13 protein-coding genes are annotated in these 13,170 nt (G+C 66.5%); 7 read left to right on the top strand and 6 right to left on the bottom strand.

Going from position 1 to position 13,170, the window contains the following annotated elements; translation table 11 throughout:
• Positions 1–10: 10 nt before the first annotated feature.
• Positions 11–1,960: a TIGR02302 family protein gene (locus IVA81_RS00125; protein ID WP_247310464.1), complete on the top strand. Its 1,950-nt coding sequence runs from the start codon at positions 11–13 to the stop codon at positions 1,958–1,960.
• Positions 1,948–3,099, top strand: a complete 1,152-nt coding sequence (locus IVA81_RS00120; protein ID WP_247310458.1) for a DUF4175 family protein — start codon at positions 1,948–1,950, stop codon at positions 3,097–3,099. Before IVA81_RS00125 ends, IVA81_RS00120 begins: the two co-directional genes overlap by 13 nt.
• A gap of 164 nt (positions 3,100–3,263) precedes the next feature.
• Here the strand turns inward: IVA81_RS00120 and IVA81_RS00115 are convergent, their stop codons facing one another.
• Entirely contained in the window at positions 3,264–3,638 is a 375-nt protein-coding gene (locus IVA81_RS00115) for a response regulator (RefSeq protein ID WP_028139933.1), read from the bottom strand.
• A 49-nt stretch (positions 3,639–3,687) separates the two neighbouring features.
• Positions 3,688–4,566, bottom strand: a complete 879-nt coding sequence (locus tag IVA81_RS00110; protein ID WP_247310456.1) for an MJ0042-type zinc finger domain-containing protein — start codon at positions 4,564–4,566, stop codon at positions 3,688–3,690.
• Between the two features lie 151 nt (positions 4,567–4,717).
• On the opposite strand from IVA81_RS00110, the gene ftsE reads away from it, so the two are divergent.
• From ftsE to IVA81_RS00090, 4 genes are all read left to right on the top strand, one after another.
• A complete protein-coding gene (ftsE, locus tag IVA81_RS00105) occupies positions 4,718–5,377 on the top strand; it encodes a cell division ATP-binding protein FtsE (protein ID WP_063694655.1) in 660 nt (219 codons plus the stop codon).
• On the top strand, positions 5,370–6,338 hold the full coding sequence (locus tag IVA81_RS00100; RefSeq protein WP_212079822.1) for an ABC transporter permease: 969 nt from the start codon (positions 5,370–5,372) through the stop codon (positions 6,336–6,338). Before ftsE ends, IVA81_RS00100 begins: the two co-directional genes overlap by 8 nt.
• Before the next feature lie 257 nt (positions 6,339–6,595).
• Positions 6,596–7,300, top strand: coding sequence for a YdcF family protein (locus IVA81_RS00095; protein WP_247310453.1), 705 nt, complete (start codon positions 6,596–6,598; stop codon positions 7,298–7,300).
• 23 nt (positions 7,301–7,323) lie between these two features.
• A complete protein-coding gene (locus tag IVA81_RS00090) occupies positions 7,324–8,097 on the top strand; it encodes a lysophospholipid acyltransferase family protein (RefSeq protein ID WP_247310451.1) in 774 nt (257 codons plus the stop codon).
• Here the strand turns inward: IVA81_RS00090 and IVA81_RS00085 are convergent.
• On the bottom strand, positions 8,094–8,705 hold the full coding sequence (locus IVA81_RS00085; RefSeq protein ID WP_247310450.1) for a gamma-glutamylcyclotransferase: 612 nt from the start codon (positions 8,703–8,705) through the stop codon (positions 8,094–8,096). The two genes, IVA81_RS00090 and IVA81_RS00085, sit on opposite strands and share 4 nt — an antisense overlap.
• A gap of 110 nt (positions 8,706–8,815) precedes the next feature.
• On the opposite strand from IVA81_RS00085, the gene IVA81_RS00080 reads away from it, so the two are divergent.
• Positions 8,816–10,000: a DUF2125 domain-containing protein gene (locus IVA81_RS00080; protein ID WP_247310447.1), complete on the top strand. Its 1,185-nt coding sequence runs from the start codon at positions 8,816–8,818 to the stop codon at positions 9,998–10,000.
• A 125-nt stretch (positions 10,001–10,125) separates the two neighbouring features.
• On the opposite strand, the gene IVA81_RS00075 is transcribed toward IVA81_RS00080, so the two are convergent.
• The 3 genes from IVA81_RS00075 to IVA81_RS00065 are packed head-to-tail and all read right to left on the bottom strand — an operon-like array spanning position 10,126 to position 13,043.
• Entirely contained in the window at positions 10,126–11,064 is a 939-nt protein-coding gene (locus tag IVA81_RS00075) for a prephenate/arogenate dehydrogenase family protein (RefSeq protein ID WP_247310444.1), read from the bottom strand.
• A complete protein-coding gene (gene hisC / locus IVA81_RS00070; protein ID WP_247310441.1) occupies positions 11,061–12,158 on the bottom strand; it encodes a histidinol-phosphate transaminase in 1,098 nt (365 codons plus the stop codon). Before hisC ends, IVA81_RS00075 begins: the two co-directional genes overlap by 4 nt.
• A 36-nt stretch (positions 12,159–12,194) precedes the next feature.
• A complete protein-coding gene (locus IVA81_RS00065) occupies positions 12,195–13,043 on the bottom strand; it encodes a chorismate mutase (protein ID WP_247310438.1) in 849 nt (282 codons plus the stop codon).
• Positions 13,044–13,170: the final 127 nt, after the last annotated feature.

Raw genomic sequence — 13,170 nt, 5'->3', positions numbered from 1 at the left:
GGAGAGTTGATTGAACGGCGTCACCCCCGACCCGTCAGACCCGATCCGCAACAGTGACGCTCTGTCGCGGTTGAAGCTGGCGCAGGCCCTCGATCGGGCCATCTATGCCATCGCGTGGGAGCGTGCCTGGCCAAATTTGGCGCGGCTTCTGACCGTCGTCGGCCTGTTCCTGGTGGTGTCCTGGGCCGGCCTGTGGCTGGCGTTGCCGTTCATCGCCCGTGCCATCGGTCTCGTCGTTTTCGCCGCCATGGCAGTTGCCGTCCTGTTGCCCCTAATTCGCTTCCGCTGGCCGAGTCGCGACGAGGCGCTGGCCCGGCTCGATCGTGGCTCCGGCATCCGTCACCGCCCGGCGACGACGCTGACCGACACACTGTCCTCGCAAGATCCGGTCGCACAGGCGCTGTGGCAGGCGCAGCGCGAGCGTACGCTGGCCTCGATCAAGCGCATCCGCGCCGGTCTGCCCCGTCCGCGACTCGCGCTCCATGATCCCTGGGCGCTGCGCGCCCTCGTCATGGTGATGCTGGTCGCGACCTTCTTCGCCGCCGGCGACGAGCGCGCGATGCGGTTCGGGGCCGCCTTCGACTGGAACGGCGTGCTGGCGCCGGCAAATGTTCGTGTCGATGCCTGGGTCACCCCGCCGCTCTACACGGGCAAGCCGCCGATCATCCTGTCGGCCGCCAACAAGGAGGCTGCAGCGCTGCCGGCTTCCGGCCCGCTCGCCGTTCCCGCAGGCTCGACCCTGATCGTGCGCTCCTCTGGCGGCAGTCTGGATGTCGCCGTCTCCGGCGGTCTCAAGGAGGTCGCTCCTGCGGAGGCTGCACCCAAGGGCACCAACGAGAAGCATTTTGCCATCACCGGTGACGGCACCGCGCGTGTCCGCGCGCCGTCCGGCCAGCCGCAATGGGCGTTTGCGGCCACGCCGGACCGTGCGCCGACGATCGCGCTTGCCAAGGATCCCGAGCGCCAGGCGCGCGGCGGGCTGCAGCTCTCCTACAAGATCGAGGACGATTACGGCGTCACCGGCGCGGATGCGCACATTGCCCTGCGTCCCGCCGACGTCAAAGATGCCGTCAAGGATGGCCGCAAGGATTCCGACGGCAAGGCCGCGGCGCGGCCGTTGTTCGAACCGCCGCAATTCCCGCTCGTGCTGCCGAACGCGCGCACCCGCAACGGCGTCGGCCAGACGGTGAAGGACCTCAGCGAGGATCCGTATGCCGGCGCCGACGTTACGCTGACGCTGACCGCCAAAGACGAGGCCGGCAACGAGGCCAAGAGCGAACCCTTCAACATGCGCCTGCCGGAGCGCCTGTTCACCAACTCGCTCGCGCGCGCACTGATCGAGCAACGCCGCATCCTCGCGCTCGACGCCAACAGGAATTCCGACGTCTACACCGCGCTCGACGCGCTGATGATCGCACCCGAATTGTTCACGCCGGATGCCGGCTGCTATCTCGGCCTCCGCAGCCTTGCGAGCCAGCTCGAGGCTGCCCGCACTGACGATGCGCTGCGCAACGTTGTAGCGAGCATGTGGGCCTTCGCGACGACCATCGAGGACGACGGTGTCGCCGGCAGCGTCAACGCCGCGCTGCGCTCGGCGCAGGACGCGCTCAAGGCGGCGCTGGACCGCGGTGCCAGCGAGGACGAGCTCCGGGTGCTGACGCAGAAGCTTCGTGAGGCCATGGCCGGCAAGGTGCGCGACCTCGCCCGGCGTGCCGAGCAGAATCCGCTCGGTGCCCGGCAACCGTTCCCCGCGGAGGTCCAGCTCATCCTCGACAAGGCGATCGAGCTGCGGCAGAAGACCCAGCATGCGACGCCGGAGCAGCTCGCAGAGCTGGCGCAGCAGCAGGACGTCTTGCGCGAGCAGCTTCAAGCCTATCGGAAGTCGGCGAACAACCGGGCCAACAAGGCGGGGGACGACAAGGCCAACCAGTTTACGCGGGACCGGAAATGCGGAAGCTAGCACGCGTGCCAGTCTTGAAGGCGATCTCGATCGCCTGTCTCGCCGTCCTGTTGGGCTGCGTTCCCCCCGCGCTGGCCCAGCAGGATCAGGATCCCGATGCGCTGCTCGACAGCGCGGAAAAGGCGATGCAGGATTCCGGCGACAGCCTCAGGCAGAAGGAGTCCGGGAAGAGCCTGAACAACCAATCCGACGCCATTCAGAAGCTCGAGGAATACAAGCGCGCCACGGAGAGAAGCCAATCCTCCAATCGCGATCGTTCCGTCATCACCCAGCGGGATCTGGACGATCTGTTGCGGCAGATCGAGAAGGCTGCCCGCGAGGGCAATAAAGAGGCCGCGCAGCGCATGCTCGAGCAGCTCGCGCAGATCATGGAAAATCTCCAGATGGCGCAGCCCGGGCAGTCCGGCGAGAGCGAGATGGAGCAGGCGCTGAACGAGCTCAGCGACATGATCCGCAAGCAGCAGCAATTGCGCGACAAGACTTTCAAGCAGGGTCAGGACTCCCGGCGTGACCGCTCGCGCGGCAAGCAGGGCGATCAGTCGATGTCGGACCTCCAGCAGGATCAGCAGTCGCTGCGCGACCGCCTGAAGAAGCTTCAGGACGAACTCGCCAAGCGCGGCCTCGCGCAGAAGGGACCAAAGGGTCAGAAGGGGCAGCAGGGTCAGCAGGGGCAGAAAGGCCAGCAGGGCGACCAGGGCCAGAACGGCGATCAGGACGGCGACGACGGCGATGACGATGGCAGCCTCGACACCGCGGACGGCGCCATGGGCGATGCCGGTTCAAAACTTGGCGAGGGCAACGCCGACGGTGCCGTGGATTCGCAGGGCAAGGCACTCGATGCGATGCGCAAGGGCGCGCAGAAGATGGCCGAGGCGATGCAGCAGGGCGATGGCGACGGGCAGGGCGATGGTCCCGGCAATCGGGCCGGTCGTCAGCAGAGCGGCGGCAATCAGACCGATCCGCTGGGCCGCCCGCTTCACGGTCGCGATCTCAGCGACGACTACTCCGTCAAGATCCCCGGCGAGATCGACGCCCAGCGTGTCCGTCGCATCCTCGAAGAGCTCCGCCGTCGCCTCGGCGACAGCTCGCGCCCGCAGATCGAGCTCGATTATATCGAGCGGCTGCTGAAGGATTTTTGAGGCGAACTCACCCCTAGCTCACTGTCATCGCCCGGCTTGACCGGGCGATCCAGTATTCCAGAGGCCTGCATTGGAGATCGCGCCCTCACCGCGTCCGCCGCGGCGTACTGGATGCCCCGGTCAAGCCGGGGCATGACAGCGGAGTATAAGGCGGCAGCTTCGCGCTACCCCTTCTTCGCCGCGAGCGCGTCCGCCACCGCCGTGCGGATGTCGGCGACCGAGAACGGTTTTGTCACGACGTCGTGCACCAGCGCATTCAGGTTCGAGGCGCGCTCGCGTTGGTCCGCGAAGCCGGTCATCAGCAGGATGGTCAGATCGGGGAAATCGCGCGCGGCGGAGAGCGCCAGCGCGATGCCATCCATGATGGGCATCTGGATGTCGGTGAGCAGCAGGTCGAAGGCGCCGTCCTCGCGGGTCAGGATCTCCAGCGCCTCGGCGCCGTCCTGTGCGGTGACGGTCTCGTGGCCGTCCATGGCGATGGCGCGCGCCACCAGCGTGCGCATCGAATCCTCGTCGTCGGCGATCAGGATTTTCGGCATCAGATCAACCTCTGGGACGAACCTTCCCGTACAGGACTCTGCAAGCTGATTATACGCTGCCGCCGGCGATGTCGCGCCGGTTGAAGAAGCGAACGTCGATATTGCGGCCCTCCGGCGGCGGCGAGGCGAGGCGAGAGCGGAAAAAAGCGCGCTCGCCGGGCCGCAGCACGGTCTGCTCCAGCACCGTATTCCAGGCGTAGATCTCCGCGCCTTGCCCGTCGCGCACGGCGAAGCGCAGCCGCGGAATGTCGAGTGGCTTCTTGCCCTCGCCGACGATCACGCCCTCGATCACCAACACCTGCTTACCGTCCACGGTCTCGCTGGACAGCTTCACGTCCTTGAAGGCGAGGCCGCGCAGGTTCACCTCGAGCCCTACCATTTTGTAGAACGCCGCCGTCTGCGGCAGCAGGCGCACCATGTCGCCGCGCCAGATTACCAGCGCCAGCACCAGCGCGCCCATGGCGGCGCAGGCAGTCGGCAGGCCGAAATGGGATTTTCGCGGCGCCGCGGTCGCGACCGGACGGCTCACCCGCGCACCGCGGCGGCCGAACAGGCCGCGGAACCAGGATTGGTGCTGCGCGCCGACGACCTCCTCTTCGGCCTCGCGGGCCGCCGCTGACCACTCGTCCTCGGTTTCCTTGGCCTCTTCATCGGGCCAGTCGCTGGCGATCGAGGGACTGTCGACGACAGGCGCATCAGCGGCGCCGTCGTCCTTGGCATAGGAGTTCCACTGCTCGGCGAGGTCGGACTGGTCGTCGGCCTGGCTGGCTGCGGCCATGGCCGGGACGGATGCCTCCTCGATGGCATCCTCGGCATGGGCGATCCAGGTCTCCTTGCAGCGGGAACAGCGGACCGCCCGTCCGTTCGCCCCAAGGCTCGCAAGCTTGATGGCGTAGGATGTCATACAATGGGGGCAGACGATATGCATGGACGAGCCTTGATGCATGAACGAGGACTTGACCATGTATGTTACAGGGCGACCGTTAACGAACCGGAAACCATAACGGCCGCAAAACCCGTTGATCGCGTATGGCGGAGCGCAGCAGTGCGACCCGCGCCCCTCTCGAACGGAGCTGAGCTTGGTTCGGTTCGAAAATGTCGGATTGCGTTACGGTCTGGGGCCGGAGATTCTGCGCGACCTCAGCTTCCAGATCCCGGCGCATTCGTTCCAGTTCCTCACCGGCCCGTCTGGTGCCGGCAAGACCTCGCTGCTGCGCCTGTTGTTCCTGTCGCATCGCCCGACGCGGGGCCTGGTCAATCTGTTTGGTCATGATATCTCGCAGCTCGGCAAGGACGAGATCGCCGATTTGCGCAAGCGCATCGGCATCGTGCTCCAGGATTTCCGCCTGCTCGATCACATGACGACCTATGAGAACGTCGCGCTGCCGTTCCGCGTCATGGGGCGCAGCGAGTCGAGCTATCGCAAGGAAGTGATCGATCTGTTGCGCTGGGTCGGGCTCGGCGAGCGCATGGACGCGCTGCCGCCGATCCTGTCGGGCGGCGAGAAGCAGCGCGCCGCGATCGCGCGCGCCGTGATCTCGCGGCCGCAGCTGCTGCTCGCGGACGAGCCGACCGGCAGCGTCGATCCGACGCTCGGACGCCGCCTGCTGCGGCTTTTCATCGAGCTCAACAAATCGGGCACCGCCGTCATCATCGCGACCCACGACATCGGCCTGATGGACCAGTACGAGGCACGGCGGCTCGTGCTGCACCAGGGACGGCTGCACGTCTATGAGTAGGACCGACGAGCGCGGCGTACTGGTCGACCTCGGACAGGAGCGTCCGCAGCTCCCGGCCAAGGCGCGCAACATGTCGCCGATCGTGCCGCGCGCCTCGATCCACGGCCGCGCGCTGGTCGCCGTCGTCGCCATCATGACCTTTCTCGCCTCGATGACCACGGGCACGGTGCTGCTGGTCAGCGCCTCCGCCGCCGAATGGCAGTCGGACGTTGCGAGCGAGATCACCATCCAGGTTCGCCCGCAGGCCGGCCGCGATCTCGAACGCGATACCGCAGCGGTGACGGAGGCGATGCGCGCTCAAGCCGGCATCGTCGAGGTCAAGCCGTTCAGCAGGGAGGAGAGCGGCAAGCTGCTCGAGCCCTGGCTCGGCACCGGGCTGTCGATGGACGATCTGCCGGTGCCGCGCATGATCATCGCGCGTGTGCAGCCCGGCACGTCGCTCGATCTCGGCACCTTGCGCGCGCGCGTGACCCAGGTCGCGCCGGGCGCCAGCGTCGACGATCACCGTGCCTGGATCGAGCGGATGCGCTCGATGACCAACGCCACCGTGCTCGCCGGCCTCGGCATTCTCGCGCTCGTCATCATCGCCACCATCATCTCCGTCTCGTTCGCGACCCGCGGCGCCATGGCGGCGAACCGTCCGATCGTCGAGGTGCTGCATTTCGTCGGCGCCGGCGACCGCTACATCGCCAACCACTTCCTGCGTCATTTCCTCAGGCTGGGGCTGGAGGGCGGCCTGATCGGCGGCGGCGCCGCCATGCTGGTGTTCGGCTTCTCCGAGTCGATCGCCGGCTGGTTTTCCGGTACCCCCGTCGGCGACCAGTTCGCCGCGCTGCTCGGCACTTTCTCGCTGCGGCCATCCGGCTACATCGTGCTCGCGGTCCAGGCCGTGCTGATCGGCGCCATCACCGCAGTGGCCGCGCGCCAGACGCTGTTTGCGACGCTGAATGATGTGGATTGAGTCTGTCGTCTTCCCTTCTCCCCTTGTGGGAAAAGGTGGCATAGGCGGCCTCCGGCCGCCGTTTTTAAGAACGCCGAAGCGAAGCTTCGGCTATGGCGCCGGATGAGGGGTCTCTGTCCAAGCGTACAAACGTCGATGAGAGTTCGCAGAGAGAACCCCTCACCCGGCTCCCGCAAGGGAAGAGGGTGAAGAAACCGGACTCCACTTCGTCTCAAAACGTCATAAAATCACCTCAGGGAAGGGATCACCGACATCACATGACCTCGCCGACCGCCGATCGATCGCCGAACCTGCCGCGCGGCTGGCTGCGCGCGGCATTGGTGTCGACAATCGCGTTCGCCTTCGTCGGCGCTGCGGCGGGTTTCATCGCGTTCCTGTCGCAATTGCGCGGCGCCGAGATCGCCCCAAGCCGCAAGGCTGACGGCATCGTGGTGCTGACCGGCGGCTCCTCGCGGGTGTCGGATGCGATGGAGCTGCTCGCTGCCGGCTACGGCAGGCGGCTGCTGATCTCCGGCGTGCATCCGACCTCCACGGCGAGCGATATCTCCCGGACCTTGCCGGAGAACCAGTCCTTCATGACCTGTTGCGTCGATCTCGACCGGACCGCGCTCTCGACCCGCGGCAATGCGGCGGAGGCGCGGCGTTGGGCCGAGAGGCGCCGTTTCCAATCGCTGATCGTGGTCACCTCGAACTATCACATGCCGCGCGCGCTGGTGGAGTTCTCGCATGCGATGCCGCAGACGACGCTGATCCCGTTCGCGGTGGTTGGCGACAAATGGCGCGAGGAGCCGTGGTGGACCTCGGCGTCCACCTTGCGGCTGCTGCTGTCGGAATATGTCAAGTACGTCGCGGCCGAGCTCAGGGTAAGGCTGGAGAATTTCGGGATTGACCTTTCGCCCGAGATATCGGAGCAGCCTGCAAGCGTGCAGCCGAAGCGGCCCAACACTGCACAGGCCAATTGATCGGCAAATTGATCGGACCATCGATGTTCCTGATTTTCCTGCGCTCGCTGGTGTTCAACGTGCTGTTCTACGCCGTGCTGGTGTGCCTCGCGATCGTGGCGCTGCCGACCTTCGCGTTGCCGCCGCGCGCGATGCTGACGGTTGCGAAGTGGTGGGCGAAGGCGACGCTGGTCCTGATGCGCGTGGTCTGCAACATCAAGGTGGAATTCCGGGGTGTGGAGAAGATTCCGCAGGGGCCGCTGGTGATCGTGGCGAAGCACCAGTCGTTCTGGGAGACGTTCGTGCTGCCGGGCTTCTTCGACCGGCCGATCTTCATCCTCAAGCGCCAGCTGATGCAGATCCCGGTGTTCGGTCAGTTCCTGGTCAAGACCGGAATGATCGCGATCGACCGCAATGCCGGCGTGAAGGCGCTGCTTGACATGACGCGGCGGGCGCGCGAGGCGGTGCGCAGCGGCCGGCAGCTCGTCATCTTTCCCGAAGGCACGCGCCGCGCGCCGGGTGCGCCCCCCGACTACAAGACCGGCTTTGCGCAGATCTATTCGTCCTGCGGCGTGCCGTGTCTGCCGATCGCGCTCAACTCCGGCCTGTTCTGGCCGCGCCGCACCTTCATGCGCTATCCCGGCACGCTGGTGGTGGAGTTCCTCGATCCGTTGCCGCCGGGCCTGCCGAAGGACCAGTTTCTCTCCCGCGTGCAAACGGCCATCGAGGACGCGACCAGCCGTCTCGTCGAAGCGGGCCGGAAGGAGCAGGAGCAATTGATCGGCTCCGCGCCGAGTTATGCTCCATCGGAGAGCTAGCGGTTCTCTCGATCTTCGGTCGGCGTCGGCGCGTGCAGGGAATGCGCATCACCATGCAACATCAATGCGAGCTGGTGCAGCTGCGTGTCGCGAAAGCCTTCGGCCTCGATCGCTTTCACCGTCGCCGTCACATAGTCGCGATTGGCGCCGGACTGGCCGTGGCCCTGGATGACATGGCGGTGCTGCTCGGTGAGCGACAGCCGGCCGGCATATTGGACATGGCCGCGGTCGACGACATAGGCGAGCGCGGAGACGCGCTGCCGAGCATCGTTCTCCAGCCATACCGAGCGCATCACCTCGCGATAGACCGAGGTGACCTGCTCGCGCGCACGCAGATAAGCGACGACCTCAGTGCGGTTCTTTTCAGCGACGCGGAAGGCGATGCCGCGGCAGGCGCCGCCGCGGTCGAGCCCGAGCACAAGGCCTGGCTTCTCGGGCGTGCCGCGATGCACGAAGGAATAGACGCAGAGCGCGCGGTGCTCGCCGACCAGCCTGGCCGGGACGCGCTCCTCGAATGCGAAGCCCGGCCGCCACATCAGCGAGCCGTAGCCGAACACCCAGAGGTCGCCGTTGGCTGTAGTGACGGAGGGGAGGGTGATTTCCGACATTTCGGGCACGGCTACCAGAACCGCGCCCCCAAGCGAAGCGAATTCTCCGCCTTTCGTCGCAGGCGAGCCTCGCTTACATTTGCCTGAATCTGGGGTCAAAGGGTCGCCGCATGTCCAATATGACCGTTGCCGCAGGCCGCCGTTCCCGTTGGGGCCTTTTCATCGCACCCGTTCTCGTCCTGATCCTCGCCGTGGCGTGGAGCTGCTTCTGGTTCTATGCGGCGTCGCAGGCCGAGATTGCCGCCGACGCCTGGCGGGCGCAGGAGGCCAAGTCCGGCCGCATCTATGATTGCGCCAAGCGCTCGATCGCGGGCTTCCCGTTCCGCTTCGAGGTCCAGTGCTCCGGCGCCAGCGTCGCTCTGGTCTCGCAGAATGCGAGCAAGACGCCGTTCACGGCGAAGCTCGACAACATCCTGGTCGTCGCTCAGGTGTACGATCCCAAGCTCGTCATCGCCGAATTCTCCGCACCCGCGACCCTGACCGACGGCGTCACGCAAAACACCTTCGTGGTGAACTGGAGCAAGGGCCGTAGCAGCGTGGTCGGCCTGCCGGCCGTGCCGGACCGCGCCTCCATCGTGTTCGACGAACCCACCCTCAACCGGCTCGATGGCAGCGTGCAGGTGCCGCTTGCGCGCGCCAAGCAGGTCGAGCTGCACGGTCGCCTCGCGGAGGGATCGCCGGCCGATCATCCCGTGATCGAGACCGTGCTTCATGTCGCCCAGGGCAGCATCCAGGGCGTTCATCCCCTGCTCGCCGAACCGTTCGAGGCGGACACGCGCGCCAAGGTCACCGGCCTGTCCGACCTGACGCCAAAACCCTGGCCGCAGCGCTTCCGTGAGATCCAGGCCGCCGGCGGTCACATCGAGATCGTGCAGTCGCGGATCCAGCAGGGCGAGATGATCGCGGTTGCGGCCGGCACGCTCGCCCTCTCGGCCAACGGCCGGCTCGACGGCGAATTGCAGATGACCGTGACGGGCCTCGAGCGCGTGATCCCGGCGCTCGGCATCGAGAAGATGCTGGAGGAGGGCGTGCCGCAGGCGACGCTCGACCGCGTTGCGCCCGGCGTGAAGTCGCAGGATCTCAACAACCTCTTCGGCGCGCTCGATCGCGCCGTGCCCGGCCTCGGCAAGGTCATCAAGCAGAACGCCAATGCCGGCGTTGCCGCCGGCATCAATTCGATCGGCACCGAGAGCACGCTGGAAGGCAAGAAGGCGAGAAGCTTCCCGCTGAAATTCGTCGACGGCGCCGTGCTGCTCGGCCCGGTCAAGGTCGGCCAGATCCCGCCGTTGTATTAGCGCGGCACGGCCGCCAAACGCTCCGTCGTCATGCCCGGGCTTGTCCCGGGCATCCACGTCTCTCTGTAATCGCGGATGTGCGTGGATGGCCGGGACAAGCCCGGCCACGACGGAGTGTGAGCGCGCTAAGGCTTGTTGCCGAGCTGCCCGTGCTGCCGGCCGAAATCCGCAGCCGCCGAATCCTGGCCGATCTCGACGATGCCGCGGCGGATGGCGCGGGTGCGGGTGAAGTGGTCGAACAGGGCCTCGCCGTCGCCGCGGCGGATGGCGCGGGTGAGCTTGGCGAGGTCCTCGGTGAAGGTGCCGAGCATCTCCAGCACGGCCTCCTTGTTGGCGAGGAAGACGTCGCGCCACATCGTCGGGTCGGACGCGGCGATGCGGGTGAAATCGCGAAAGCCGCCGGCGGAAAACTTGATGACCTCGGATTCCGTCACCTGCGCCAGCTCGTCGGCGGTGCCGACGATGGTGTAGGCGATCAGATGCGGCAGATGGCTGGTGATGGCGAGCACGAGATCGTGATGATCCGGCGTCATGACCTCGACCTTGGCGCCCATCGCCGCCCAGAACGCGCGCAGGCGATCGGTGGCCGCGGCGTCGACGCCTTCGGGCGGGGTGAGAATGCACCAGCGGTTGATGAAGAGCTCGGCGAAACCGGAATCCGGACCCGAATGCTCGGTGCCCGCCACCGGATGCGCCGGCACGAAATGAATATTTTTCGGCAGATGCGGCGCCATGTCCCTGACGATCGCGCCCTTCACCGAGCCGACGTCGGAGATAACAGCCCCCGGCTTCAGATGCGCGGCGATCTCCTGCGCCACAGGTCCGCAGGCGCCGACGGGAATGCAGAGGATGACGAGATCGGCATCCTTCGCCGCTTCCGCATTGGTCGCCACGACCTGGTCGACGATGCCGAGCTCCATCACCCGCGCGCGGGTCTTCTCCGAGCGCGCGGTGGTGACGATCTCGCCTGCCAGGCCCTGAAGCTTCGCAGCGCGCGCGATCGAGCCGCCGATCAGGCCGAAGCCGATCAGCGCGACACGCTGGAAGTGCGGATCCGCGCTCATCTGCCGGCCACGAAGTCGCGCAAGCCTTCGACCACGAGGCGATTGGCTTCCTCGGTGCCGATGGTCATGCGCAGCGAATGCGGCAGGCCGTAGTTCTTCAGCGCGCGCAGCACCAGCCCGCGCTTGGTGAGGAAGGCATCGGCGTCGTCAGCGGTCTTGCCCCCGTCGGTCGGGAAATGGATCAGCACGAAATTGGCGACGCTCGGCGTCACCTTCAGCCCGAGCTTGCCGATCTCCTCGGTGAGCCAGTTGCGCCAGGTCTCGGTGAACTGCTTCGACATCGCCTGGTGCGCAGTGTCCTCGATCGCGGCGACCGCGGCATACATCGCCGGCGTCGACACGTTGAAGGGGCCGCGGATGCGGTTGACCGCGTCGATGATGTGCTCGGGGCCGAACATCCAGCCGATGCGCAGCGCCGCGAGGCCGTGGATCTTGGAGAAGGTGTGCGTCACCACCGTGTTATCGGTGGTGGCGACGAGCTCGATCCCCATCTCGTAATCGTTGCGCGAGACGTAATCGCAATAGGCGGCGTCCAGCACCAGCAGCACGTGCGAGGGCAGGCCGGCGCGCAGCCGCTTGACCTCGTCGAACGGCACATAGGTCCCGGTCGGATTGTTGGGGTTGGCGAGCCAGACCAGCTTGGTGCGCGGCGTCACGGCTTTCAGGATGGCGTCGACGTTGCAGGTGAGGTTGGTCTCCTGCGCGACGACATTCTTGGCACCGACCGCCATGGTTGCGATCGGGTAGACCAGGAAACCATGCGTGGTGGAGATCGCCTCGTCGCCGTGGCTGAGATAGGTGTGCGCGAGCAGGTTGAGGATCTCGTCCGAGCCGGCGCCGCAGATGATGCGGTTGGGGTCGAGCCCGAAAGAGCGGCCGATCGCCTCGCGCAGCACGCGCGAGGTTCCTTCCGGATAGTCTTCCAGATGATCGGCCACGTGCTTGAACGCCTCGATCGCCTTGGGCGAGGGCCCGAACGGCGTCTCGTTGGCCGAGAGCTTGAACACCTTGCGGCCCGGCTCGGCGACCGGGCTCTTGCCGGGCGTGTAGGGCGCAATATCGAGAATGCCGGGATTCGGCACGGGGCGGGACATCTTCAACTCCGAAAATGGCGGGGCGTGGCGCGCGGTTTACGATTTCGCCCCGGTCGGGGGCACCGTATAGCGCGTTGCGTGGCTGCCGACGAGGGCCGTGGAGCGCACCGAGGCCCCCGCCTCGATCAGGGCGGCCCTGATCTTGTCGATGCTGGTCGCGCCCGTGACCGAGACCAGCAGCGCCGCACCGTCGAAGGCAGCGTCGGGCACCGCCACGATCTCGGCGAGCGGCGACAGGGCGCGCGCGACCTCGGCGTTCCACCCGGAGACGCGGACACTGAAGGTCTCGACCTCCGTCACCAGCGCGCTGTCGGCGACCCGCGAGACCGCGAACACGGGCATCGCCGCCGGATGATCGGCGCGCTCGACGAAGGGCAGCCGCGCGATGATTTTTGGCGCGCCTTCCTGCTCGAGCGAGAGCCACCATGGCGTGCGGCTGGACGTCGCCGAGACCAGCGCCAGATCGCCCTTGGATTTCGCCACCGCTTCGACCGCGGCCTGCGCGCTGAAATGCGCGACGTAGGGCACCGTAAAACCAAAATGGAAGCGCGCGGAATCGCGCATCGCCGGCTCGCTCACCGAGACATCGGCATGCACCGAGAACGGCGCCTGCACATAAGTGAAGGTCGAGATGATGACGCGCCAGATGCTCTCGACCGTGTCGAGCGGCAGGATGCCGCGATGGCGCTGCACGAGGTCGCGCATCATGGCGGCCTCGCGCGCCGGGCGGAACGCCGAGCCGACCTCCTGGGTCTGCTTCACCTGGATCAGGCGGTCGATGATGTCGCCGCGCTGCATCAACAGGCGATGCATGCCCTCATCGATCGCATCGATCTCCTTGCGCAGTTCCTGGAGCGATGGTGGCGCGGGCGGACGTTGGGACATGTCTGACTTGTATTGTTGAAGAGCTTGGGCTGTTGAAGAGCTTGGGCTGTTGAGGCGTTCCAATGCGGAGCGGCCAGTGCCGTCACCGCTGCGGTTGATGTCCTGATTAGGCAGTCAGGGCGGCGAA

The sequence above is a fragment of the Bradyrhizobium sp. 141 genome, from assembly GCF_023074055.1.
Taxonomy (GTDB): domain Bacteria; phylum Pseudomonadota; class Alphaproteobacteria; order Rhizobiales; family Xanthobacteraceae; genus Bradyrhizobium.
This window is presented reverse-complemented; position numbering and strand designations above follow the sequence as displayed.